The sequence below is a fragment of the Streptomyces sp. CNT372 genome (assembly GCF_000377145.1).
Map to the genome: position 1 here is coordinate 159,527 of NZ_KB897776.1, position 20,880 is coordinate 180,406.

Below are 20,880 nucleotides of genomic sequence, written 5' to 3' on the forward strand. Positions count from 1 at the left end.
GATAAAGCTCCCTGATGCTGGCGTTGCTGGGGATGGGACGGGCGGACCGGGGCTCGGCGCCCCTACCCGCCCGTCCCTGACAGGGCGTCAGCCCTTGAAGCACTCCTTGTCGGTGCCCCGGTGCAGCTTCAGCTTCAGTCCGCTGAGCTTGAACGTGCCGGCCGTGGTCGCCCACGCCTTCTGTTCGACGTTGGTCAGGACGGCCTCATCGGCCCGCTGGCCGAACCCGTGCGGGTTGGCCTTCGTTCCCGGCTGGATGCCCGGGAAGCCCGGCTCCTTGCCCTCCTGCAGAGAGCCCGCCGCGACGCCGATGTCGATCTTCCTGAACTCGGCGTCGGCCTCGAGGTCGGAGACGTCGAGGTACAGGTCCGTCGCCTTGACCGGGTTCTTCGGGTCCTGGCCGGCCCGGAGCTCCAGGGTGACGTTGCCGATGAGCGGCACGTTCGGCGTGACCACCGACTGGCACATGTTGGTGATCGTGGCCGTCTTGAACCCGGACACGGCCACCGGAGCGCCGAAGTCCTTGCCCTCCAGCGTCTTGCCCTGCGCGACGCTGCCGTACTGCACGAAATCCGTGCCTTCGAGCTTCTGCGCCTTGACCTTGAACTCCTGGCCGGAAATGCTGAAGGACGCGGCGAGCGCGCCCTGGGCCAGGCCGATGCCTATCGCGGCCGTTGCGGCCACACTCGGCACCATGACAAGGGCGAACCGCTTCCATCTGGTTCCGCCACGAGTCACAGACTCCATGACTTTCCTCCTTCTCGGACGTACATCTCCGGTCCGGGCCCTCGGGCCCGTCCTGGGATGGGAGAAGTGCTACGTCCTCGGGAAGGAGAGCGCCTGTACTTTCTGGGCGCGTACGCGTCCGAAACACCGGCGATCACCCCCGAGCGACAACCACTGGCCGCACTCTCGCGCAACCGGTCGGACAGGCCCTGCCGTTGGGCAGGAACCCCCCTGTCCGCGGCCGGCGCCACTGCCGCCGGCCGGCCCGGTGGGGACCCAACGGACCGCTGGCACGGCTGGAAGCCGGGCCGGTGCGGTATTGGACCGAGCGTCGCCGATCGTGGTCCATTCCCGGCCCCGGCACAAGGGGGTTCGTTACTGGCTAGTAACGGCCTGATAACCGCGCCACGACCGCGCGATGTCGGGCATGTACACAGGGTGTCGCTGCGTGAGGCGCCAGAGCGGCGGAAACATCATGAAAGCAGGACAGAACAAGCCGGTTGCGGTACTCGGAGTAACCCCGGCGCGAATGGCCAAGTTTTGGCAAAGCGCGGCTGCGCTTTGTCACTGTGTCGCCAAAACGGCGGCGGCGCCGGGGCCGGCGCCACCGCCACAAACCCGTCAGATCGGCACTTCCGGGACGCCGTTGTCAGAAAGCCTGTCAACGCCGTGCCCGCGGGCCTCACTCAGCGTCCGCACGACGGATTCCGGACACGCCCCGGGCGGACCGCCCCGGCGCACCAGGAGCGATCGTCCGGACACGGCCGGGCCGGGCCGTCCGGAGACGGCCCGGACGGGTCAGAAGAGCACCCGCGCCAGCGCCTGGCGGGCCGCGGTCACCCGCGGGTCCTCCGGGCCGACGACCTCGAAGAGCTCCAGCAGCCGGAGCCGGGCGCGGTCGCGCTCCTCACCGGCCGTGCGCCGCACGGTGTCCACCAGCCGCCCGAAGGCGTCCTCGACATGGCCGCCGACGAGGTCCAGGTCGGCCGCGTCGATCTGCGCCGGCACGTCCGAGGGGTCGTCCGCGGCCGCCTTGCGCACCGCCTGCGGGTCCATCCCCTGCACCCGGCCGAGGAGTTCGGCCTGGGCGAGGCCGAGCTTGGCCTCGGTGTTGCCCGGGTCGTCGGCGAGCACGTTCTTGTACGCCTGGACGGCGCCCGGGAAATCACCGGCGTCCAGGGCGTCCATCGCCGCCCCCAGCAGCCCGTCGTGCGGTCCGGCCAGCGGCGCGGGCTCGGCGGGCCCGTCCCCGCCCTCGGCGTCCGCGTCGACGACCAGACCGGTCAGACCGAAGCGGTCCTCGGCGACCTGGACGAGCTGGTCCAGCGTCTGACGGATCTGGGCCTCGGGGGCCGCCCCCTGGAAGAGGGGCAGCGCCTGCCCGGCGACCACGGCGAAGACCGCCGGGATACCCTGCACGCCGAACTGCTGCATCAGCATCTGGTTGGCGTCCACGTCGATCTTGGCGAGGACGAAACGGCCGTTGTACTCCCTGGCCAGCCGGTCCAGCAGCGGGCTCAGCTGCTTGCACGGCTCGCACCACTCGGCCCAGAAGTCGATGACGACGGGCACCTCGGTGGAGCGCTGGAGGACGTCGCGCTCGAAGCGCGCCTCGTCGGTGTCGATCACCAGACTCGCGGACGGCACGGCTTGGACGCCGCCCTCCCGGGCGGCCGTTGCGCGGGCCTGCTCGGCCTTGGCCTTGGCCTCACCGGCCGCCTTCACCGCGGCGAGGTCGACGACGCCGCTCATGGACATGTTCCTAGGCTGCATGCGTACATCCTCCCCCTTCCGCGCGCACATGTGAAAAGCCGGACGTGCGATCCGGCGGGACGGCACCGGGTCCCCACCTCGGCGCCTGTGGTCGTCGCTGCTGCCGGGCTCGGTCGCCGGGCTTTCGCTACGGGTCGTAGCGTATCTGCACGAAGCCGGAACCGTGTGAGATTTCCCCGGTGAACTGCCTCACAGCGAACCGCCTACCGGCCGGTATGGTCTGCGGCATGGCCCGCAGCACCACTCCCCCCGACCCGGCACGGGAGCCCCGCCCCGCCCGCACCGGCCGCCCGCGCAGCGCCGAGGCCGACGCGGCGATCCTCAGGGCCACCCGCGCCTCCCTGGTGGAACTGGGCTGGTCCAAGCTGACGGTGGCGGACGTGGCGACCCGGGCGGGCGTCGCCAAGACGACCCTCTACCGCCGCTGGGCCAACAAGAACGAACTCGTGGTGGACGCGGTCGCCGTCCTCTTCGACGAGCTGGAGCTGCCCGACCGGGGCAGCCTCGCGGCGGACGTGGAGGGCGTGGTCCTCCAGTTCGCCCGGCTCCTCGCCCACCCGGAGACCAAGACCGCCCTGATGGGCGTGGTCGCGGAGTCCACGTGCGACGACGCACTGCGGGCGCGGATCCGCTCGGCGATCGTGGAGCGGCAGAAGCGGCTGGTGGTCGTGGGCCGCCACCGGGCCCAGGAGCGCGGTGAACTCCCCTACGAGTCCGACCCGGAGGAGTCCGCCCGCAGCACGGACCTGATCTTCGACGTGGTGGCGGGCGCGGTGGTGCACCGGACCCTGGTGAGCGCGGAGCCGGTGGACGCGGAGTGGGCACGGCGCTTCACGGCGCTGCTGCTGTCGGGGCTGGGCGCCGTGTCCGCGTGAGTGGGGCCCGGTTCGTATACGAACCGGGCCCCACTCACGCGGGTCCTCAGAAGCCCGGCGGCTCGGTGTAGACGCCCCACTCGTCGCGCAGCGCCCCGCAGATCTCGCCCAGGGTCGCCTCGGCGCGGACCGCGTCCAGCATCGGGGCGATCATGTTGGAGCCGTCGCGCGCGGCCGTGAGCATCGCGTCCAGGGCGGCGCGGACCTTCACGTCGTCCCGGCGGGCCTTGCGGTCGGCGAGGACGCGGACCTGCTCGCGCTCGACCTCGTGGCTGACCCGCAGGATCTCCAGGTCCCCGGTGACCGATCCGGTGGCCGTGTTGACGCCCACGACCCGCTTCTCGCCCTTCTCCAGGGACTGCTGGTAGCGGAAGGCCGACTCGGCGATCTCGCCGGTGAACCAGCCGTCCTCGATCCCGCGCAGGATGCCGGAGGTGATCGGGCCGATGGGGTGCCTGCCGTCGGGGTGGGAGCGCAGGCCCCGCTCCCGGATCTGCTCGAAGATCTTCTCGGCGTCCGCCTCGATCCGGTCGGTGAGCTGCTCCACGTACCAGGAACCGCCCAGCGGGTCGGCGACGTTGGCGACGCCGGTCTCCTCCATCAGCACCTGCTGGGTGCGCAGGGCGATCTCGGCGGCCTGCTCGCTGGGGAGCGCCAGGGTCTCGTCGAGGGCGTTGGTGTGCAGGGAGTTGGTGCCGCCGAGGACCGCGGACAGGGCCTCCACGGCCGTGCGGACGACGTTGTTGTAGGGCTGCTGGGCGGTGAGGGAGACACCGGCGGTCTGGGTGTGGAAGCGCAGCCACTGCGCCTTGTCCGTCTTCGCGCCGTACACCTCCTTCATCCAGCGGGCCCAGATCCGGCGCGCGGCGCGGAACTTGGCGATCTCCTCGAAGAAGTCGAGGTGCGCGTCGAAGAAGAAGGAGAGGCCGGGCGCGAAGACGTCCACGTCCAGACCGCGGGAGAGGCCCAGCTCCACGTACCCGAAGCCGTCGGCGAGGGTGTACGCCAGCTCCTGCGCGGCCGTGGCCCCGGCCTCGCGGATGTGGTAGCCGGAGACGGAGAGCGGCTTGTACGCGGGGATGCCGGCCGCGCAGTGCTCCATCAGGTCGCCGATGAGGCGCAGATGGGGCTCGGGCTGGAAGAGCCACTCCTTCTGCGCGATGTACTCCTTGAAGATGTCCGTCTGGAGGGTGCCGTTGAGCACTCCCGGGTCCACGCCCTGTCGCTCCGCGGCGACCAGGTACATGCAGAAGGCGGGGACGGCCGGACCGGAGATGGTCATGGAGGTCGTCACATCGCCGAGGGGAATGTCCTTGAACAGGATCTCCATGTCGGCGGCCGAGTCGATGGCGACACCGCAGTGGCCGACCTCGCCGAGGGAGCGGGGGTCGTCGGAGTCGCGGCCCATCAGGGTCGGCATGTCGAAGGCGACGGAGAGTCCGCCGCCGCCGGCCGCGAGGATCATCTTGTAGCGCTCGTTCGTCTGCTCCGCGTTCCCGAAGCCGGCGAACTGGCGGATGGTCCAGGTGCGGCCCCGGTAGCCGGTCGCGTGGAGCCCCCGGGTGAACGGGTACTCGCCGGGCCAGCCGATGCGCTCGAAGCCCTCGTAGGTGTCACCCGGGCGCGGGCCGTAGACCGGCTCCACCTCGTCCCCGGAGAGGGTGGTGAAGTCGGCGTCCCGCTTGCGGGCCTTGTCGTAACGGGCCTGCCAGCGACGGCGGCCTTCCTCGATGGCGTCAGCGTCCATGCTTCAAATTTACTAGGACGTCCTAGTAAATGTCGATGGCTGACCGCCGCGAGCCGCGCTCGCGGCGGTATGCGCCGGGGCCGGCGGGCCCTGCGCCCCTACGCCTCGGCCTTGACCGGGCCGCCGGGCTTGCCGTCCGTGATCAGGGCGCGGGCCTCGCGGCTGACCTTGGGCTCCACGAAGAACGACGCGAAGGGGATGCAGCCGGCCGCCAGCACCCACAGCAGCTTGCCGAAGGACCACTTCGCCTTGGTGCCGAGGTCGAAGGCGAAGACCACGTAGACGATGAAGAGCACACCGTGGATCTGCGAGATCAGCATGGTGTCGCCGGTCTCGAACCCGTACTTCAGGACGATGGCGCCGGTGAACACCAGCAGCCAGACGGCGGTGAGGTAGGCCATCACCCGGTAGCGGGTCAGCACGTTCGCTTTCATGGCCCCGAGGGTATCCGGCGGCCGGGGGCGATCTTCGGGCGGGCCGGGCTCCGGTGCCGGGCTCGCGGGGCGGGCTCACGGAGCCGACGGACCGGGCTCACAGGCCGGGCGGGCCGGGCTCCGGTGCCGGGCTCACGGGCCGGGCGGGACGGGCTTGCGTGCGCGCGCCGCTACGTCTCGTCGAAGTCCTCCGCGGCGACCCGCAGCGGCCGCAGCATCGCGAAGATCTCCGCGCACTCCTCCGCGTCGTACGCGCGCAGCCCGAAGTCCATGTCCATCAGGTCCCGGGTGGCCGCCTCGACCACCTCGCGCCCCTTCTCCGTGATCGACGCGAGGGTGCCGCGCCCGTCGTTCGGGTTCGGCCGCTTGGCGACGAAACCGGCCCTGACCAGGCGGTCCACCGTGTTGGTCACGGAGGTCGGGTGCACCATCAGCCGCTCGCCGATCTTCGACATCGGCAGCTCCCCGGCCTTGGAGAAGGTCAGCAGGACCAGCGCCTCGTACCGGGCGAAGGTCAGCCCGTACGGCTTGACGACGGCGTCCACCTCGGCGAGCAGGATCTGGTGCGCGCGCATGATCGAGGTGATGGCCGCCATCGACGGCACGGGCCCCCAGCGCTGCTGCCAGAGTTCGTCGGCGCGGGCGATGGGGTCGAAGGGGAGGCTGAGCGGCTTCGGCACGGCACGACCTTACCCACTGGTCACATCGTGGTCAGCCCCGTCTCGCCCCTCGGTCCGGGCCACCGGGCCCCGGGGCACGGCCCCGCAGCGCCGGGCCTCCGCCACCAGCGCCAGCCCGCACACGGTTCCCAGCACCCCGGCCCCCGCGACCACGGTGTGCACCGGCAGGAACTCGGCCGCCAGCCCCGCGAGCGCCATCCCCACCCCCTGTACGGTCATCAGCCCCGACGTCATCAGCGTCATCGCCCGCCCGCGCAGCTCCTCCGGTACGGCAGCCACGAACCACGCGTCCAGCCCGACCAGGTACGCGGCGCTCAGCCCGGTCAGCGTGAGCAGCACCAGCGACCAGCCGAGCGAGGGGCGCAGCGCGTAGCCGAGGAGCGGGACGAGCCCGAACGCGGCGAGCGGCAGCACCAGCCGGGACCGGGCTCGCGGGCCGAGCCGGGACCCCGCCCACAGCTCGGCCGCCACATGCCCCACGGCCATGGCGCTCATCAGCAGTCCGACCGCGACGGGCCCGGTCCCCAGGTCGTCGGCGTACGGCGCGGACAGTGCCTCGGGGACTACGACGAACAGCGCGGGCACCCAGAACAGCAGCATCAGCGCCCGGATTCGCCGGTCCCCGAGCAGCAGCCGGGCCCCGGCGAGGGACTGGCCGAGCAGCGCCCCGGCGCCGGCGGCCCGTGCGGGGCGGGCGCGGGTGCCGCATCGCAGGAGCAGCGCGGAGCCGGCGAAGGAGACGGCGGTCAGGCAGATCGCCTGGCGCGGCGAGAGCACCGCGAGGAGCATCCCGCCGGCGCCGAACCCGGTGAGCATGGCGCTCTGCGAGACGATCCGCAGCAGCGAGCGGCCGAGGACGTACGGCTCCCCCTCGCCGAGGATGTCGGTGAGGGCGGCCGTCCGGGTCCCGTGGAAGACGGGCGCGACGGCGGCGACCGCGCAGCGCAGCGCGAGCAGGCCCCACACCGGCGTACCGGGCAGCACCATCACCGTGACGCACCCGGCGCACACCAGGTCGCAGACGACCAGCACCCGGCGGGCGGGGTAGCGGTCGGCGACGGAGGTGAGCAGGGTGCCGCCGAGGAGGTAGGGCAGAAAGCCCAGGGCGAAGGTGAGCGCGCTGAGCAGGGGCGACCCGGTGAGGTCGTAGACGAGGACGGTCAGCGAGATCTCGGCCACGACCACACCGAGCAGCGAGAGCAGGTGCGCGGCGAAGACGGCACGGAACTCGGGAACGCGCAGCACCGAGCGGTAGCCCCGGGCGGGGGTGACGGGAGGGAGGTTGTCCGGCATGGGCGCCAGCCTGCGGGCACCCGCGCCCTGCCTCTAGACTTTCGCCCCCACCCGAATCTTCGCCCCCGCCCTCGTCCCCGGAGCGCCGGTGCCGTGCCCTTCCACCTCCACCTCGCCGAACAGGACCTGCTGAACTGCCGGTTCGCGATCTCCCCGCTGTGGGAGACGCAGTCGGCGGTGCGGACCCTGGCCCGCCCCGCGCAGCAGGGCTACCACCTGCCCTGGCTGCGGCGCATCCGCGACGCGGCGGCCGGGCTGGACCTGAGCCCGCTGTGGGCTCTGATGCCGTCGGGCGGGCACAACCCGGACTTCATCTGCCCGGTGCCCGAGCGGCCGGGCGCCTCCTTCGCGGACCAGATCGCGGGGGTGCGGGCGACCGCGCCGGAGGTGGCGTACGCCGATATGGCGGCCGCCCTGGACACCGCCCCCGGCGGGCGCGGGAGCGAGACGGGCCGGATGCTGCTGGCCGACCCGGCCCGCTCCGTCGCTCTCCTCTCCGACCTTCTGGAGGCGGCCTGGCACGCGCTGGTCGCCCCGGACTGGCCCCGGCTGCGCACCCTCCTGGAGGCGGACGTGGCCCACCACTCGCGCAGGCTCGCGGAGGTCGGGTTCGCCCGGCTGATGGGCGAGCTGAGCCCCCGGCTCGCCTTCGAGGACGCGACCCTCAGCATCCGGGGCATGCGCGGCGACCACAGCCGGGTCCTGGGCGGGCAGGGGCTGGTCCTGGTGCCGAGCGTGTTCGCCTGGCCGGATGTGGTCAGCGGCTACGAGCCGCCGTGGCAGCCCGCCGTCGTCTACCCGGCCCGTGGGATCGGCGGCCTGTGGACCCGCCCGTCGGCCACCGCGCCCGAGGCCCTCTCCCGCCTCCTGGGCCGGGCCCGGGCCGCAGTCCTCTGCGCCCTCGACGAACCGTGCGCCACCACGGACCTGGCCCGGGCGCTCTCGCTGGCCCCCTCCTCCGTCTCCGCCCACCTCGCCGTCCTGCGCACCGCCGGCCTGCTGACCTCCCGCCGCTACGGCCACCGCGTCCTGTACGAACGGACGCCGCTGGGCACGGCGTTGACCTCGGCCCCGCCCGAGTGACCCCGAAATCGGGTGGCCGGGTGCGCGGGGCGCGTCCTATGGTCGTCCGATGCCATCGGTCAAGCAGGTCCAGATCACCTTCGACTGCGCGGACCCGGAGCGCGTCGCCCGCTTCTGGAGCGAGGCGCTGGGGTACGTCGTCCCGCCGCCGCCCGAAGGGTTCGCCTCCTGGGACGCGTATTGGCACTCCCTGCCGCCCGGGGAACGGGGCGCCTGGTCCGCCTGCGCCGACCCCACGGGGGTCGGCCCGCGTTTCTACTTCCAGCGCGTGCCGGAGGGCAAGGTCGTCAAGAACCGGGTGCACATCGACGTACGCGTCGGCACCGGGCTCGTGGGGGACGAGCGCGTCGCCGCCCTGGAGGCCGAGTGCGCACGGCTGCTTCCGCTGGGGGCGACCCGGGTCCGGCTCCTCCTCGCCGACGAGGAGAACGAGTCGTGCCTGCTGATGCAGGACGTCGAGGGCAACGAGTTCTGCCTCGACTGAGGCGCCCTCGCCCGGCCGGGGGCCCGGGGTCGGCTCCCGTAGCGCGGCCCCCGAGCAGTGTCGTCGAGCAGCGACGTCAACAGCCCGGGGGCCTTGGCCCTCACCCGATCGGTGACAGGCTCGAATCCTCTTTCAGCTCACTCAGGCGCGGGCGGCGTACCACGAAGTGCACCCGTATGCCTTCCCGGCCTTCATGACGCACCCCCGTACCTGGATCTTCGTGCCCTCCTTGAGGTTCTTCGTCTTCTGCGCCTTGGCGGGCGCCGTCTTCCCCGCAGTGCTGATGTCGATCAGAATCAAGCCCGTCGCGACTTCCTTGACCTGACCGCGAATGGAGTAGCCGTCCCGCGAGAAGTCGTTTACGTACAGCGTGTCGCCGAGGTCGCTGAGGACGTTGGGGTCACTGGACCAGAACACGGTGCCTATGTTGTCGCCGGGGTGCCAGAGCCTCAGGAGTCGGTCGTCCTTGTTCTTCATGCCTTCGTCATCCCAGCTGAGCCTGGGAGCCGCATGCGCGGCGGGGGCGGTCAGAACGGTCCCCGAAAGCGCCGCGACGACGACGGCGGTCACGGCAGTGGCGCGCCGAGTGGCTTTCAGAATTCGCATGAAGTTCCTTTTCTGCGAGTTGGGAGGGTCCACCCACTGAGCGGCGGCTCAGTTCCGCCAAGAAGTGAGAATGTGCCCCGTAGATCGCCCGGTCCCGGCAGGGCTCGGGGCAGGCCGGCCATGAGCTTAGGAGAGTGCTGTGCGGGGCGGCTTGACTTCCAGCGCCGGGCTCTTGACTCTCCGCGCCAAGAGTGTGGGCGGAAGAGGGCGCACGACCGCCGTCTCGGTCCCCCGGGCATCCCGCCCGGGGCCGGTGCACGCAACCCGCGTCAGCTCGGTGCCGAGTGCGGCGATGACCGCGCGGTGCCGGCGGGCGGCGAGGGCCCCACGGGCTCAGTCGCCGGCGGCGACTCGGGGCTCGGCACGGCCCCACAGCTCCTCGGCGTGCTCCGTGAAGCGGTCGAACATGCCGTTGTCACCGTGGCGACGCAGGTGCAGCAACGGGGAGTCGTGCCCGACCAGGCGGGCGAGGTGAGGGGTCACCAGGGCGTCGTCGTCGAAGCGGAACACGGACAGGCTCACGTGATTGACGGCGTCCGACGGGTGCGTGACCCGTGCCTCCAGGCCGTCGAGCGGCCCCAGACGGTCGAGGTGTTCGAGCGTGATCGCGATCCGCGTCGAGACCGAGAGGGCGACGTCCTCGATCGCCTCGCGCTGCCGGGTGACCTCTCCCCGGGGGTCGCCGAGCAGGAACCGTACCCGGCAGCCGGACCCGGCCTTCCGCCGGACCGTGTCCGCGAAGTGGGGCACCTGGGTCCAGAAGAAGTAGTTGGTGTACCCGGCGAGAAACAGCTCCGACCGCGCCTGTGCGAGGAGTCCGGCCCAGACCGTGGACGGACAGGCGGACCGGTAGGGGTAACTGTGGACGAGTTCGCGGTCGTTCCCGGTCTTCACACGGTCCTGTACGGCCTTCGGCCACAACATCTCTTCGTCCACTCCCAACGCCCGGCAGGCGTCCGCTCGGTTCCTTGCGTGTGGTGTCAGATCGGCGTTCCCCAGCCATCGTTCCACCTGCTTCGCGGAGACCCCTGCCCGCAGAGCCAGCTGGCGGGGGGACAGCCCGGCATCGTCCATCGCCGACCTGAGTGCGGCATTCACGTCAAGCCTCCCGTCAAAGCCTTTCGGGCCTTCTTCGGACCGTAACGGCAAAGAGCCCGACCGTCCGTGGTTCGGCGGAAGATACGTCCTCAAGGGGCGGCCACGATCCCCTCATGACCACTGAACCCACGCGCTGCACCACCTCACCGGTCGAGTTGCCCTTGCGCCTCGCCGCGGATCCCCCGCCCGTCGAAGGGTGTGCCGGCTGTGCCGAACTCGTGGCCGTGCGGGAGCGGGCCCGGGCCGGGGGCGATCTCGCGACCGTGGTGGACTGCAACGTCCTGCTGCGGCGGCACCCGGAGGGTCACCGGTGAAGCGGGCGGCGCCGGCGCGCCCGGCAGGCGTGCTGCTGACGCTCCGGGTGTCCCGGGACGGCGGGCGGACCTGGGGGGAGGTCCGGGTCGTGCGGGGCGGCGACGGGATCGTGCCGATGACGGCCGCGGTATGGCCGCCGTGCCGGGGGCGGGCGGCGGCCGGGGGCGTCGGGCGAAGGGCGGGCGTCAGCCCGCCAGGTGGCGTTCGACCGTGTCGACCTTCGAGGTCAGGCCGTCCTCGACACCCGGGCGGAGGTCCGCCTTGAGGACGAGGGAGACGCGGGGCGCCCGCGCCTCCACCGCAGCGACGGCGCGTCTGACGACGTCCATGACCTCGTCCCACTCGCCCTCCACGGATGTGAACATCGCGTCCGTCCGGTTCGGGAGGCCCGATTCGCGGACGACGCGCACCGCGTCGGCCACGTACGCGCCGACGTCCTCCCCCACGCCGAGCGGGGTGACGGAGAAGGCGACGATCACGCGGCGTTCACCGTGCCCTCGCGGCGGGCGCGGGAGGCGATGACCGCCGCGTCGGCCTCGCGCTTCAGCTTGCGGTCCGCGTAGAAGCCGCCGAAGGGCAGGACGGAGCAGAGGAAGTAGAGCGCGGCGGTCTTGAGGTCCCACTTGGTGCGGTTCCAGGCGTCCAGCCAGAACAGCACGTAGATCACGAAGAGCACGCCGTGGATCGCGCCCATGACCGGCACCGCGTTGAACTCCGTGGTGCGCTTGAGCACCGAGCAGACCAGGAGCAGCAGGAACGACACGGCCTCCGGTGCGGAGACCAGGCGGAGGCGGTGGAGGGAGGAGGCGGTCTTGATGTCCACGTGAGGCACCTTCGACGTCAGGGGTGGGCAGGGCGGAACGGGCGATCTTGTGAATCGGTGCACAAGCGCCCGCCCCATTGTGGCAGCCCCCTTTGCCAAGCCTTTGTCAGGGGGCGGGGTCGCGGGCGGCGTCGGGGGCCGGCCGGGGGCGCGGTCCGTGCCCGGTCGGGTGCCGTCGGGGTCCGGTTCCTCCCTGAGACCCTGTCGAAGCACCACATCTCCGGTTACCTTCCTCCCGTGGCAACGTTCCGACTGCAAGGCAGCAAGGTGCTGGCCGTCGACATGACCGGCGACACCGTCAAGGCGAAGAACGGCTCGATGATCGCCTACGACGGCCAGATGACCTTCAAGAAGATGACCGGCGGCGGGGAGGGCATCCGCGGCATGGTGACCCGCCGGCTCACCGGCGAGCAGATGACCGTGATGGAGGTGAAGGGGCAGGGCACCTGCTGGTTCGCGGACCGGGCCAGTGACGTCAACCTGGTGCGGCTCAACGGGGAGACCCTGCACGTCGAGTCGTCCAACCTGCTCTGCACGGACGGCGGTCTGCGCACCGGCACCACCTTCACCGGGCTGCGCGGCGCCTCCCAGGGCAACGGCCTGTTCACGACGACGGTCGAGGGCACCGGCCAGGCCGCGATCATGACGGACGGGCCCGCCGTGGTGCTGCGCGTCACGCCGCAGTACCCGCTGACCGTGGACCCCGGCGCGTACATCGCCCACCAGGGGAACCTGCGCCAGGACTTCCAGTCCGGTGTGACCTTCCGCACCTTCCTCGGGGAGGGCGGCGGCGAGGCGTTCCAGATCCGCTTCGAGGGGGACGGCCTCGTGTACGTGCAGCCGAGCGAGCGGAACACCGTCGGGGGCGACCTCTGATGCCGTTCCGCGAGATCAACTCCAAGATGGTCGAGGCGCAGGTCGCGCCCGGCCAGACCCTCTACTCCCAGCGCGGCGCGATGCTCGCCTACCGGGGCGAGGTCACCTTCACCCCGGACATCCGGGGCGGCCAGGGCGGGGTGATGTCCATGATCGGCCGGCGGGTGGCCAACGAGGCCACCCCGCTGATGACCGTGCAGGGCAGCGGCACGGTCATGTTCGGCCACGGCGGCCACCACATCCAGGTGATCGAGCTGACCGGCGACACTCTCTACGTGGAGGCGGACCGGCTGCTCGCCTTCGACGGGTCGCTCACCCAGGGCACGATGTTCATGGGCTCCCAGGGCGGGGTCATGGGCATGGTCCGCGGACAGGTCACCGGCCAGGGGCTGTTCACCACGACCCTGAAGGGCCACGGCTCGGTCGCGGTGATGGCGCACGGCGGGGTGATCGAGCTGCCGGTCACGCCCGGCCGGCCGGTCCACGTCGACCCGCAGGCGTACGTCGCCCACCACGGCGACGTACGGAACAAGCTCTCCACCGCGCTCGGCTGGCGCGACATGGTGGGGCGCGGCTCGGGCGAGGCGTTCCAGCTGGAGCTGAGCGGCAGCGGTGCGGTGTACGTCCAGGCGTCGGAGGAGAAGCTGTGAGCACGCCCGTCATTCACGACCCCTCGACCCTGCCGAGCGACGACAACGTCGACCCGTACACCTTCTGTGTGGAGCTCAAGGGCAGCCCCTGGTTCCTCCAGAAGGGCAAGATGATCGCCTACTACGGGCACATGGAGTTCAACGGGATCGGCCACGGGCGGCTGGACCGCCTGATGCGGACCTCCTTCCACTCGCCGCTGCACGCGAGCGACTGGGTGGTGGCGGAGGGCAGCGGCAAGATGCTGCTGGCGGACCGCGCCTTCGACGTGAACTCCTTCGACCTGGACGAGGGGAACCTGACCATCCGGTCCGGAAACCTCCTCGCCTACCAGCCCTCCCTGGCCCTGAAGCAGTCGATCGTGCCGGGCTTCCTGACCCTGATCGGGACGGGGAAGTTCGTCGCGGCCTCCAACGGCCCGGTGGTCTTCATGGAGCCGCCGCTCCGGGTGGACCCGCAGGCCCTGGTCGGCTGGGCGGACTGCCCCTCCCCGTGCCACCACTACGACCACGCGTACATGTCCGGCGTGATGGGCGGGATCCGGGCGCTGACCGGGATCGGCGGGGCGTCCGGGGAGGAGCACCAGTTCGAGTTCGTGGGCGCGGGCACGGTTCTGCTGCAGTCGAGCGAAGCGCTGATGGCGGACCGCCCGGTCGGGGCGGTAGGGGGAGAACCGGGCGTTCCGGGTGGCCACGGCGGGCACGGAGGCGCTGGTCAGCACGGGTCCTCACAGCGTCTTCCCGGCCAGCTCGGGGACCTCCAGCGACGCTTCGGACTGTGAGCGGTAGTCTGCGGAGTGTGACGTCGAACGTCTGCGCCCCTCGTGCGCCCCTTGTGCTCCCTCGGCGTGCGGGTGCCGGACGTCACACCCCCCAACTTCGTCCGCTTTTCAACTTCTTAGGATAGTATCTCTACATGGAGACCGAGACGGCCACTCGCTGGCTGACCGAGGACGAGCAGTGCACCTGGCGCACGCATCTGGAAGTCAACAAGCTGCTGATGCACCAGCTCGAGAAGGACCTCCAGCCGTTCGGACTGACCAACAACGACTACGAGATCCTGGTCAACCTGTCCGAGTCGACCGACCGGCGCATGCGGATGAGCGACCTCGCAGCGGCGACCCTCCAGTCCAAGAGCCGCCTCTCGCACCAGATCACCCGCATGGAGAACTCCGGCCTCGTCCGCCGTGAGCACTGCGAGTCGGACCGGCGCGGACTGTACGCGGTCCTCACCGACGAGGGCGTGGCGACGATGCAGAAGGTCGCACCCCACCATGTGGCCTCCGTGCGCAGGCACTTCATCGACCTGCTGGAGCCGGAGGCCCTCGCAGACCTGCGGGCCTCCCTGAAGCCGGTGGCCGAGCACCTGCGCGGATCGCGCGGCAAGCTCTGACGACGGCCGCTCCCCGCGCCCGCGGGGACGGCCCGATCGGCGCGGGCACGATCGCCGCGCGGACGGCACGGGGTGCGGACGGAGCGGGGTGCGCGGCCACCCTCGCGTTCGCGGTGAACCGCTCCCCGCACCGCGCGCGGGGACACGGCCGCAGGGGCCGGGGCCCTCACACCACTGACGGCCCCGGCCCCGGCTCCCGCGAGGCCTCCGCCTCGACCGGCAGGCGCAGTTCGAAGAGCGCGCCGCCCTCCGGCGCGCGGGACACCGTCAGGGTGCCCCCGTGGCGGCGGGCCACGTCCCGCGCGATGGCCAGGCCCAGGCCCGCGCCGCCCTCGTCGCGGCTGCGGGCGTCGTCGAGGCGGACGAAGCGCTCGAAGATGCGCTCCCGTTCCTCCACCGGCACGCCCTCGCCGTCGTCGCCCACGGCCAGCACCACCCAGCCGCGCTCCGCCCGCACCGAGGCCGTGACCGACGCGGCCGCGTGGCGCTGCGCGTTGTCGAGGAGGTTGCCCACCACCCGCCGCAGCTGGGACCGCGACCCGGCGACCTCCGCGCCGGCGGAGACCGTCACCGCGACGGGCACGCGGTCGCCCGGCCGCCCCGTCGTCGCCTCCCGCAGCAGCTCCCCGAGGTCCACCCGGCCGCGCCCGGGCCGCTCCCCCGCGTCGAGACGGGCCAGCAGCAGCAGGTCGGCGGCGAGCTGCTGGAGCCGTACGGTGTCCTCCACCGCGCCCGGCACGTCCAGGAGTCCGGGGTGCGCCGCGCCCACCTCCAGCTGGGTGCGCAGGGACGCGATCGGGCTGCGCAGCTCGTGGGAGGCGTCCGCGACGAACCGCCGCTGGCGCTCCACCGACGCCTCCAGGGCAGCCAGCGTCTCGTTCGTGGTGCGCGCCAGCCGGGCCACCTCGTCGCGGGAGTCCGGCTCCGGGACCCGGCGCGACAGGTCCTCCGAGGCCGTGATCGCCGCCATCTCGCTCCGGATGCCCTCCACGGGCCGCAGCGCCCGGCGGGTGACCAGCCAGGTCACCCCGGCGACCACCACCAGCAGCACCGGCAGCCCGATCAGCATGGCCTTGAGGACCGTGTTCACGGCGTCCTGCTCGGTGGTCAGCGGCGCGCCCGCGTACACCGTGTACGTCTGCTCCCGGCCCGAGGTCACCTCGACGGAGGCGAAGCGGTAGTCGGCCTCCTCGCCGTCCACGGTGGCCGAACCGGAGGTGAAGCGCGGCTCGTCCGTCGACACCTCGCCGCGCGCCGGATCGTCGTCATCGTCGTCATCGTCGTCGCCGGACGGGGAGGGCGCGGGGGCGGGCCGGACCGCGACCTCGGCGCTCGACGTGCCCGAGACCGCCTCCAGCCGCTCGGTGACGGCCACCACCCGGCCGTCCTCGGCGACGACCTGCACCGGGCGCTCCTCGTCGTCCGGCAGGTCCAGCCGGTCGGGGCGGACATCCGCCGCGAGCTGCGAGGCCACGTCCCGGGCGACCACCTCGGCGCGCAGGTCGGTCTGGTCGATCAGGTTGGTGCGCAGCGCCAGCAGTACCGCGGCACCGGCGGCGACCAGAGCCACCGCGACGACCAGGGTCGCCCCCAGCGCGGCCCGCGCGCGGACGGACCTCACGGCGCCGCCACCAGCCGGTACCCGGCCCCGCGCACGGTCTGGATGCGGCCCGCGCCGAGCTTGCGCCGCAGCGCGCTCACGTACACCTCGACGATGTTGGGGTCCCCCTCGTACGCGAAGTCCCAGACGTGCTCCAGGATCTCCGCCTTCGCGACGACCTCCCCGGCCCGGCGCGCGAGCTGCTCCAGGACGGCGAACTCCTTGGCCGTCAGGGTCACTTCGGCGTCCCCGCAGTGCACCCGCCGGGCGGCGGTGTCGACGCGCATGTCGCCGACGCCGACCACGGGCGAGGCCCCGGCCCGGCCCCTGCGGCGCAGCAGCGCCTTCACCCGGGCGACCAGGACGACGTACGAGAAGGGCTTGGTCAGGTAGTCGTCGGCACCGGTGTCCAGGCCCTCGGCCTCGTCGTACTCGCCGTCCTTCGCCGTGAGCATCAGGATCGGCACGTCGTGCCCGGCGGCGCGCAGCGCGGCGCAGACCCGGTACCCGTTCATGCCCGGGAGCATGATGTCGAGCACGACCAGGTCGTACACGCCCTCGCCCGCGCGGTGCAGGCCCTCCAGCCCGTCGTGGACCACGTCCACGGCGTATCCCTCGGCGGTCAGCCCCGCCGCGAGCGAGAGGGCGAGCCGCTTCTCGTCCTCCACGATCAGCAACCTCATGCGCCCAAGGGTCCCAAACGGGGGCTGAAGAACTCTTCAGACTGCTTCAGGCCCGCTTCAGCATGCCTTCGGGAGGGTGGGACCCGTAGCCGGCACCGGACAACGGGCGGCACACGCACGGACGGTCCGACTCGCTCGGACTGCACGACTGCACGACATGGCACGAGACGTGCACGACACGGGAGGAACCCTGATGAAGCGCAACCTGGTGATCGCGACGGTCACGGCGGCACTGCTGGTCGGCGGCGGCGCGTACACGGCCGCGGCCGTCACCGCCGACGACCCGGACGACCGCGCACCGGCGAGCACCGCCCCGGGCGCGGTGACCCCGGCCGACGGCGACCGGGACGACACCCGGGACGACCGTGACGACGAAGGGGACGACCAGGACGACCGGGCCGAGCGCGCCGCGCTGACATCCGCGAAGGTCGACGCCCGCGGCGCCGTGGAGGCCGCCCTCAAGGCCCACCCGGGCGCCACCGTCAGCTCCGTCGACTTCGACGCCGACCGCGAGGACGACCGCGAGGACGACCGCGACGACGACCGCCGCGGCCCGGCCCACTGGGAGGTCGACCTGCTGAACGCCAAGGGCCAGGAGATCGAGGTCACCGTCGACGCCGCCTCCGCCCGCACCACCACCCAGCAGGACCGCGACGACGACTGACAGAGGCCCGCACCCGGCGGGCGTCCCGGCCCCCGCGCGGGCCCCCGTCCGGTACGGGCACGAAGCGGCCCGCGGAGCCCGTGCACGGCTCCGCGGGCCGCCTACGCGTCGGCGTCCACAAACGCGTCCGCGGACCGGCGACCGCCCGCCCGTCAGGACTCCGTCAGCCCCGCGACCAGTTCGTCCGCCGCCCGGTAGGGATCGAGTTCGCCCGCCGTGATCCGGGCCGCCAGCGCGCCCAGGCGGCGGTCACCGCGCAGGTCGCCGATGCGTTCGCGCAGGGCGGTGACGGCGATCGTCTCGACCTCCTTCGCCGCGCGGCGGGTGCGCCGCTCGCCGATGACGCCCCCCTCCTCCATCCAGGCGCGGTGCTTCTCCAGCGCCTCCACGACCTCGTCCACGCCCTCGCCGCGCGCGGCGACCGTCTTGACGATCGGGGGGCGCCAGTCGCCGGGGCCGCGGGCCTCGCCGAGGCCGAGCATGTGGTTGAGCTCGCGGGCGGTGGCGTCGGCGCCGTCCCGGTCGGCCTTGTTGACCACGTACACGTCGCCGATCTCCAGGATGCCCGCCTTGGCGGCCTGGATGCCGTCGCCCATCCCGGGGGCGAGGAGGACCACCGAGGTGTCCGCCTGGGAGGCGATCTCCACCTCGGACTGGCCCACGCCCACGGTCTCCACCAGGACCACGTCGCAGCCGGCCGCGTCGAGGACGCGGACGGCCTGCGGCGCGGCCCAGGCGAGGCCGCCCAGGTGGCCCCGGGTGGCCATGGAGCGGATGTAGACGCCCGGGTCGGAGGCGTGGTCCGACATCCGGACGCGGTCGCCGAGGAGCGCCCCGCCCGAGAAGGGCGAGGACGGGTCGACGGCGAGGACGCCGACCCGCTTCCCGGCCCGCCGGTAGGCGCTGACCAGTGCCGAGGTGGAGGTGGACTTGCCGACGCCGGGCGAACCGGTCAGCCCCACCACGTACGCGTTGCCGGTCAGCGGGGCGAGCGCGGCCATGACCTCGCGCAGCTGCGGGGACGCCCCCTCGACGAGTGAGATCAGCCGGGCCACCGCCCGGGGCCTGCCCTCCCGGGCCTGGGCGACGAGCTGGGGGACGTCCACTGTCACTGCTGTGCTCCTGCTCCTCGGCTCGGCCGTGCTGGTCGGTACTACTTGGCCGGGACGCGGACGATCAGCGCGTCGCCCTGGCCGCCACCGCCGCACAGGGCCGCGGCGCCCGTGCCGCCGCCGCGCCGCTTCAGCTCCAGCGCCAGGTGGAGGACCACCCGGGCGCCGGACATGCCGATCGGGTGGCCGAGCGCGATGGCGCCGCCGTTGACGTTGACCTTCTCCGCGGTGACGCCCAGGTCCTTCATGGACTGGTGGGCGACCGCGGCGAAGGCCTCGTTGATCTCGATGAGGTCGAGGTCGGCGACCTGGAGGCCCTCCTTCTTCAGGGCGTGCGCGATCGCGTTCGCGGGCTGCGACTGGAGGGAGTTGTCCGGGCCGGCCACGTTGCCGTGGGCGCCGATCTCGGCGATCCAGTCCAGGCCCAGTTCCTCGGCCCTGGCCTTGCTCATCACGACCACCGCGGCCGCGCCGTCGGAGATCTGCGAGGACGTGCCGGCGGTGATGGTGCCGTCCTTGGCGAAGGCGGGGCGCAGCTTGCCGAGGGACTCGGCGGTGGTCTCCGCGCGGATGCCCTCGTCCTTGGCGAAGAGGATCGGGTCGCCCTTGCGCTGCGGGATCTCGACGGGGGTGATCTCCGCCTCGAAGAGGCCGTTCTTCTGCGCGGCGGCGGCCCGCTGGTGGGAGAGGGCGGCGATCTCGTCCTGCACGTCGCGCGGGATGCCGAGGCGGGTGTTGTGCTTCTCCGTGGACTCGCCCATGGCGATGTTCTCGAAGGAGTCGGTGAGGCCGTCGTGGGCCATGGCGTCCAGCATCTCGATCGCACCGTACTTGTAGCCCTCGCGGGACTTCGGCAGCAGGTGCGGCGCGTTGGTCATGGACTCCTGGCCGCCGGCGACGACCACGTCGAACTCGCCCGCGCGGATGAGCTGGTCGGCGAGGGCGATGGCGTCGAGGCCGGAGAGGCAGACCTTGTTGATCGTCAGCGCCGGGACGCTCATCGGGATGCCCGCCTTGACGGCCGCCTGGCGGGCCGGGATCTGGCCCGCGCCGGCCTGGAGGACCTGGCCCATGATCACGTACTGGACCTGGTCGCCGCCGATGCCCGCGCGGTCGAGGGCGGCCTTGATGGCGAAGCCGCCGAGGTCCGCGCCGGAGAAGGACTTGAGGGAGCCGAGCAGCCGGCCCATGGGTGTGCGGGCGCCCGCCACGATCACGGAGGTGGTACCGGTCGTTCCAGACATGTGCGCGATCCCCTTTCAGCCGGGGCTGAGGAGTGAACGAGGGTTTACTTCAATGTACTGAGCGGTACTGCCCCCGGTCACCGGCGAGCCGGTGTGATCGCGCGCACGTTGCGTAACCGCGCCGGGAGCGCTGCACTGAGGGAATGCTGACGCGAATCGACCACATCGGGATCGCCTGTTTCGACCTCGACAAAACCGTCGAGTTCTACCGGGCCACGTACGGCTTCGAGGTGTTCCACTCCGAGGTCAACGAGGAGCAGGGCGTGCGGGAGGCCATGCTCAAGATCAACGGGACCTCCGACGGCGGGGCCTCCTACCTCCAGCTCCTGGAGCCCACCCGCGAGGACTCCGCGGTCGGCAAATGGCTGGCCAAGAACGGCGAGGGCGTCCACCACATCGCCTTCGGCACGGCGGACGTGGACGGCGACGCGGAGGCGATCCGGGGCAAGGGCGTACGCGTGCTGTACGACGAGCCGCGCATCGGATCGATGGGCTCGCGCATCACCTTCCTGCACCCCAAGGACTGCCACGGCGTGCTGACCGAACTGGTCACCTCGGCAACGGAGCACTGACCGACCCTTTCCCGGCCCGGTAGAGTGGGCCGTTCCGGGCCGGGGCCGGGTTCGGGGCCGTGCCGCGTCCCCGTCGTCGATCTGTCACCATTCCCCCGGGGGGCCGTTCGCGGGTTGAGCGGTGCTCGTACGGAGACAGTTGCGACCAGGGG

At 72.1% G+C, this 20,880-nt stretch carries 24 protein-coding genes; 10 read left to right on the plus strand and 14 right to left on the minus strand.

What is annotated here, in order from left to right; genetic code table 11:
* Positions 1-87 precede the first annotated feature (87 nt).
* Together C593_RS0100580 and C593_RS0100585 are read right to left on the minus strand one after the other, a co-directional pair.
* Positions 88-747 carry a DUF6230 family protein gene (locus tag C593_RS0100580; protein ID WP_026277223.1) on the minus strand — a complete coding sequence of 220 codons (660 nt, stop codon included), beginning with the start codon at positions 745-747 and terminating at the stop codon, positions 88-90.
* Between the two features lie 777 nt (positions 748-1,524).
* Positions 1,525-2,499, minus strand: a complete 975-nt coding sequence (locus tag C593_RS0100585; RefSeq protein WP_026277224.1) for a tetratricopeptide repeat protein — start codon at positions 2,497-2,499, stop codon at positions 1,525-1,527.
* Positions 2,500-2,714: 215 nt separating this feature from the next.
* Here C593_RS0100585 and C593_RS0100590 point away from each other — a divergent pair, with 215 nt between their 5' ends.
* On the plus strand, positions 2,715-3,374 hold the full coding sequence (locus tag C593_RS0100590) for a TetR/AcrR family transcriptional regulator (RefSeq protein ID WP_018845360.1): 660 nt from the start codon (positions 2,715-2,717) through the stop codon (positions 3,372-3,374).
* A gap of 46 nt (positions 3,375-3,420) precedes the next feature.
* On the opposite strand, the gene icmA is transcribed toward C593_RS0100590, so the two are convergent.
* The 4 genes from icmA to C593_RS0100610 form a co-directional block, all read right to left on the minus strand.
* A complete protein-coding gene (gene icmA / locus C593_RS0100595) occupies positions 3,421-5,121 on the minus strand; it encodes a coenzyme B12-dependent isobutyryl-CoA mutase large subunit (protein ID WP_018845361.1) in 1,701 nt (566 codons plus the stop codon).
* A 98-nt stretch (positions 5,122-5,219) separates the two neighbouring features.
* Complete coding sequence (locus tag C593_RS0100600; RefSeq protein ID WP_037744359.1) at positions 5,220-5,555, minus strand: DUF3817 domain-containing protein; 336 nt, start codon at positions 5,553-5,555, stop codon at positions 5,220-5,222.
* Between the two features lie 170 nt (positions 5,556-5,725).
* Positions 5,726-6,235, minus strand: coding sequence for a MarR family transcriptional regulator (locus tag C593_RS0100605; RefSeq protein WP_018845363.1), 510 nt, complete (start codon positions 6,233-6,235; stop codon positions 5,726-5,728).
* A gap of 9 nt (positions 6,236-6,244) precedes the next feature.
* The gene (locus C593_RS0100610) at positions 6,245-7,528 is read right to left on the minus strand and encodes an MFS transporter (protein WP_018845364.1); all 1,284 of its coding nucleotides are present in this window, start codon (positions 7,526-7,528) and stop codon (positions 6,245-6,247) included.
* 93 nt (positions 7,529-7,621) lie between these two features.
* On the opposite strand from C593_RS0100610, the gene C593_RS0100615 reads away from it, so the two are divergent.
* Together C593_RS0100615 and C593_RS0100620 are read left to right on the plus strand one after the other, a co-directional pair.
* On the plus strand, positions 7,622-8,611 hold the full coding sequence (locus C593_RS0100615) for a helix-turn-helix domain-containing protein (protein ID WP_018845365.1): 990 nt from the start codon (positions 7,622-7,624) through the stop codon (positions 8,609-8,611).
* Between the two features lie 49 nt (positions 8,612-8,660).
* Entirely contained in the window at positions 8,661-9,095 is a 435-nt protein-coding gene (locus C593_RS0100620; protein WP_018845366.1) for a VOC family protein, read from the plus strand.
* Positions 9,096-9,236: 141 nt separating this feature from the next.
* On the opposite strand, the gene C593_RS0100625 is transcribed toward C593_RS0100620, so the two are convergent.
* Entirely contained in the window at positions 9,237-9,701 is a 465-nt protein-coding gene (locus C593_RS0100625) for a hypothetical protein (RefSeq protein WP_018845367.1), read from the minus strand.
* Positions 9,702-10,034: 333 nt separating this feature from the next.
* Positions 10,035-10,625, minus strand: coding sequence for a hypothetical protein (locus C593_RS28540; RefSeq protein ID WP_037744462.1), 591 nt, complete (start codon positions 10,623-10,625; stop codon positions 10,035-10,037).
* 287 nt (positions 10,626-10,912) lie between these two features.
* Here C593_RS28540 and C593_RS0100635 point away from each other — a divergent pair, with 287 nt between their 5' ends.
* The gene (locus C593_RS0100635; RefSeq protein ID WP_020610197.1) at positions 10,913-11,113 is read left to right on the plus strand and encodes a hypothetical protein; all 201 of its coding nucleotides are present in this window, start codon (positions 10,913-10,915) and stop codon (positions 11,111-11,113) included.
* A 186-nt stretch (positions 11,114-11,299) separates the two neighbouring features.
* Here C593_RS0100635 and C593_RS0100640 read toward each other — a convergent pair whose 3' ends face one another.
* Positions 11,300-11,593, minus strand: coding sequence for an MTH1187 family thiamine-binding protein (locus C593_RS0100640; protein ID WP_018845370.1), 294 nt, complete (start codon positions 11,591-11,593; stop codon positions 11,300-11,302).
* Entirely contained in the window at positions 11,590-11,937 is a 348-nt protein-coding gene (locus tag C593_RS0100645; RefSeq protein WP_018845371.1) for a DUF3817 domain-containing protein, read from the minus strand. The genes C593_RS0100640 and C593_RS0100645 overlap by 4 nt, the downstream gene beginning before the upstream one ends.
* Before the next feature lie 237 nt (positions 11,938-12,174).
* On the opposite strand from C593_RS0100645, the gene C593_RS0100650 reads away from it, so the two are divergent.
* The 4 genes from C593_RS0100650 (at position 12,175) to C593_RS0100665 (ending at position 14,853) form a co-directional block, all read left to right on the plus strand.
* On the plus strand, positions 12,175-12,813 hold the full coding sequence (locus C593_RS0100650; protein WP_078521071.1) for an AIM24 family protein: 639 nt from the start codon (positions 12,175-12,177) through the stop codon (positions 12,811-12,813).
* A complete protein-coding gene (locus tag C593_RS0100655) occupies positions 12,813-13,463 on the plus strand; it encodes an AIM24 family protein (RefSeq protein ID WP_018845373.1) in 651 nt (216 codons plus the stop codon). Before C593_RS0100650 ends, C593_RS0100655 begins: the two co-directional genes overlap by 1 nt.
* Complete coding sequence (locus C593_RS0100660; protein WP_018845374.1) at positions 13,460-14,242, plus strand: AIM24 family protein; 783 nt, start codon at positions 13,460-13,462, stop codon at positions 14,240-14,242. The genes C593_RS0100655 and C593_RS0100660 overlap by 4 nt, the downstream gene beginning before the upstream one ends.
* A gap of 134 nt (positions 14,243-14,376) precedes the next feature.
* The gene (locus tag C593_RS0100665; protein ID WP_018845375.1) at positions 14,377-14,853 is read left to right on the plus strand and encodes a MarR family transcriptional regulator; all 477 of its coding nucleotides are present in this window, start codon (positions 14,377-14,379) and stop codon (positions 14,851-14,853) included.
* Between the two features lie 166 nt (positions 14,854-15,019).
* Here C593_RS0100665 and C593_RS0100670 read toward each other — a convergent pair whose 3' ends face one another.
* Both C593_RS0100670 and C593_RS0100675 read right to left on the minus strand, forming a co-directional pair.
* Entirely contained in the window at positions 15,020-16,474 is a 1,455-nt protein-coding gene (locus tag C593_RS0100670; RefSeq protein ID WP_018845376.1) for a sensor histidine kinase, read from the minus strand.
* Positions 16,471-17,136 (minus strand): response regulator transcription factor, encoded by a 666-nt coding sequence (locus C593_RS0100675; protein WP_026277228.1) that lies wholly within the window; start codon positions 17,134-17,136, stop codon positions 16,471-16,473. The genes C593_RS0100670 and C593_RS0100675 overlap by 4 nt, the downstream gene beginning before the upstream one ends.
* Positions 17,137-17,329: 193 nt before the next feature.
* Here C593_RS0100675 and C593_RS32845 point away from each other — a divergent pair, with 193 nt between their 5' ends.
* Positions 17,330-17,800: a PepSY domain-containing protein gene (locus C593_RS32845; RefSeq protein ID WP_018845378.1), complete on the plus strand. Its 471-nt coding sequence runs from the start codon at positions 17,330-17,332 to the stop codon at positions 17,798-17,800.
* 152 nt (positions 17,801-17,952) lie between these two features.
* Here C593_RS32845 and meaB read toward each other — a convergent pair whose 3' ends face one another.
* Both meaB and C593_RS0100690 read right to left on the minus strand, forming a co-directional pair.
* Positions 17,953-18,906 (minus strand): methylmalonyl Co-A mutase-associated GTPase MeaB, encoded by a 954-nt coding sequence (gene meaB / locus C593_RS0100685; protein WP_018845379.1) that lies wholly within the window; start codon positions 18,904-18,906, stop codon positions 17,953-17,955.
* 47 nt (positions 18,907-18,953) lie between these two features.
* Positions 18,954-20,156 (minus strand): acetyl-CoA C-acetyltransferase, encoded by a 1,203-nt coding sequence (locus tag C593_RS0100690; RefSeq protein ID WP_078521073.1) that lies wholly within the window; start codon positions 20,154-20,156, stop codon positions 18,954-18,956.
* A gap of 143 nt (positions 20,157-20,299) precedes the next feature.
* Here C593_RS0100690 and mce point away from each other — a divergent pair, with 143 nt between their 5' ends.
* Positions 20,300-20,728: a methylmalonyl-CoA epimerase gene (gene mce, locus C593_RS0100695; protein WP_018845381.1), complete on the plus strand. Its 429-nt coding sequence runs from the start codon at positions 20,300-20,302 to the stop codon at positions 20,726-20,728.
* Positions 20,729-20,880: the final 152 nt, after the last annotated feature.

Excerpts from the sequence above, each read along its gene's own strand:
- mce (WP_018845381.1), top strand. The coding sequence starts at position 20,300 with ATGCTGACGCGAATCGACCACATCGGGATCGCCTGTTTCGACCTCGAC.
- icmA (WP_018845361.1), bottom strand. The coding sequence starts at position 5,121 with ATGGACGCTGACGCCATCGAGGAAGGCCGCCGTCGCTGGCAGGCCCGT.
- C593_RS0100600 (WP_037744359.1), bottom strand. The coding sequence starts at position 5,555 with ATGAAAGCGAACGTGCTGACCCGCTACCGGGTGATGGCCTACCTCACC.
- C593_RS0100665 (WP_018845375.1), top strand. The coding sequence starts at position 14,377 with ATGGAGACCGAGACGGCCACTCGCTGGCTGACCGAGGACGAGCAGTGC.
- C593_RS0100620 (WP_018845366.1), top strand. The coding sequence starts at position 8,661 with ATGCCATCGGTCAAGCAGGTCCAGATCACCTTCGACTGCGCGGACCCG.
- C593_RS28540 (WP_037744462.1), bottom strand. The coding sequence starts at position 10,625 with ATGTTGTGGCCGAAGGCCGTACAGGACCGTGTGAAGACCGGGAACGAC.
- C593_RS0100585 (WP_026277224.1), bottom strand. The coding sequence starts at position 2,499 with ATGCAGCCTAGGAACATGTCCATGAGCGGCGTCGTCGACCTCGCCGCG.
- C593_RS0100635 (WP_020610197.1), top strand. The coding sequence starts at position 10,913 with ATGACCACTGAACCCACGCGCTGCACCACCTCACCGGTCGAGTTGCCC.
- C593_RS0100590 (WP_018845360.1), top strand. The coding sequence starts at position 2,715 with ATGGTCTGCGGCATGGCCCGCAGCACCACTCCCCCCGACCCGGCACGG.
- C593_RS0100690 (WP_078521073.1), bottom strand. The coding sequence starts at position 20,156 with ATGTCTGGAACGACCGGTACCACCTCCGTGATCGTGGCGGGCGCCCGC.
- C593_RS32845 (WP_018845378.1), top strand. The coding sequence starts at position 17,330 with ATGAAGCGCAACCTGGTGATCGCGACGGTCACGGCGGCACTGCTGGTC.
- C593_RS0100610 (WP_018845364.1), bottom strand. The coding sequence starts at position 7,528 with ATGCCGGACAACCTCCCTCCCGTCACCCCCGCCCGGGGCTACCGCTCG.
- C593_RS0100675 (WP_026277228.1), bottom strand. The coding sequence starts at position 17,136 with ATGAGGTTGCTGATCGTGGAGGACGAGAAGCGGCTCGCCCTCTCGCTC.
- C593_RS0100655 (WP_018845373.1), top strand. The coding sequence starts at position 12,813 with ATGCCGTTCCGCGAGATCAACTCCAAGATGGTCGAGGCGCAGGTCGCG.
- C593_RS0100580 (WP_026277223.1), bottom strand. The coding sequence starts at position 747 with ATGGAGTCTGTGACTCGTGGCGGAACCAGATGGAAGCGGTTCGCCCTT.
- C593_RS0100625 (WP_018845367.1), bottom strand. The coding sequence starts at position 9,701 with ATGCGAATTCTGAAAGCCACTCGGCGCGCCACTGCCGTGACCGCCGTC.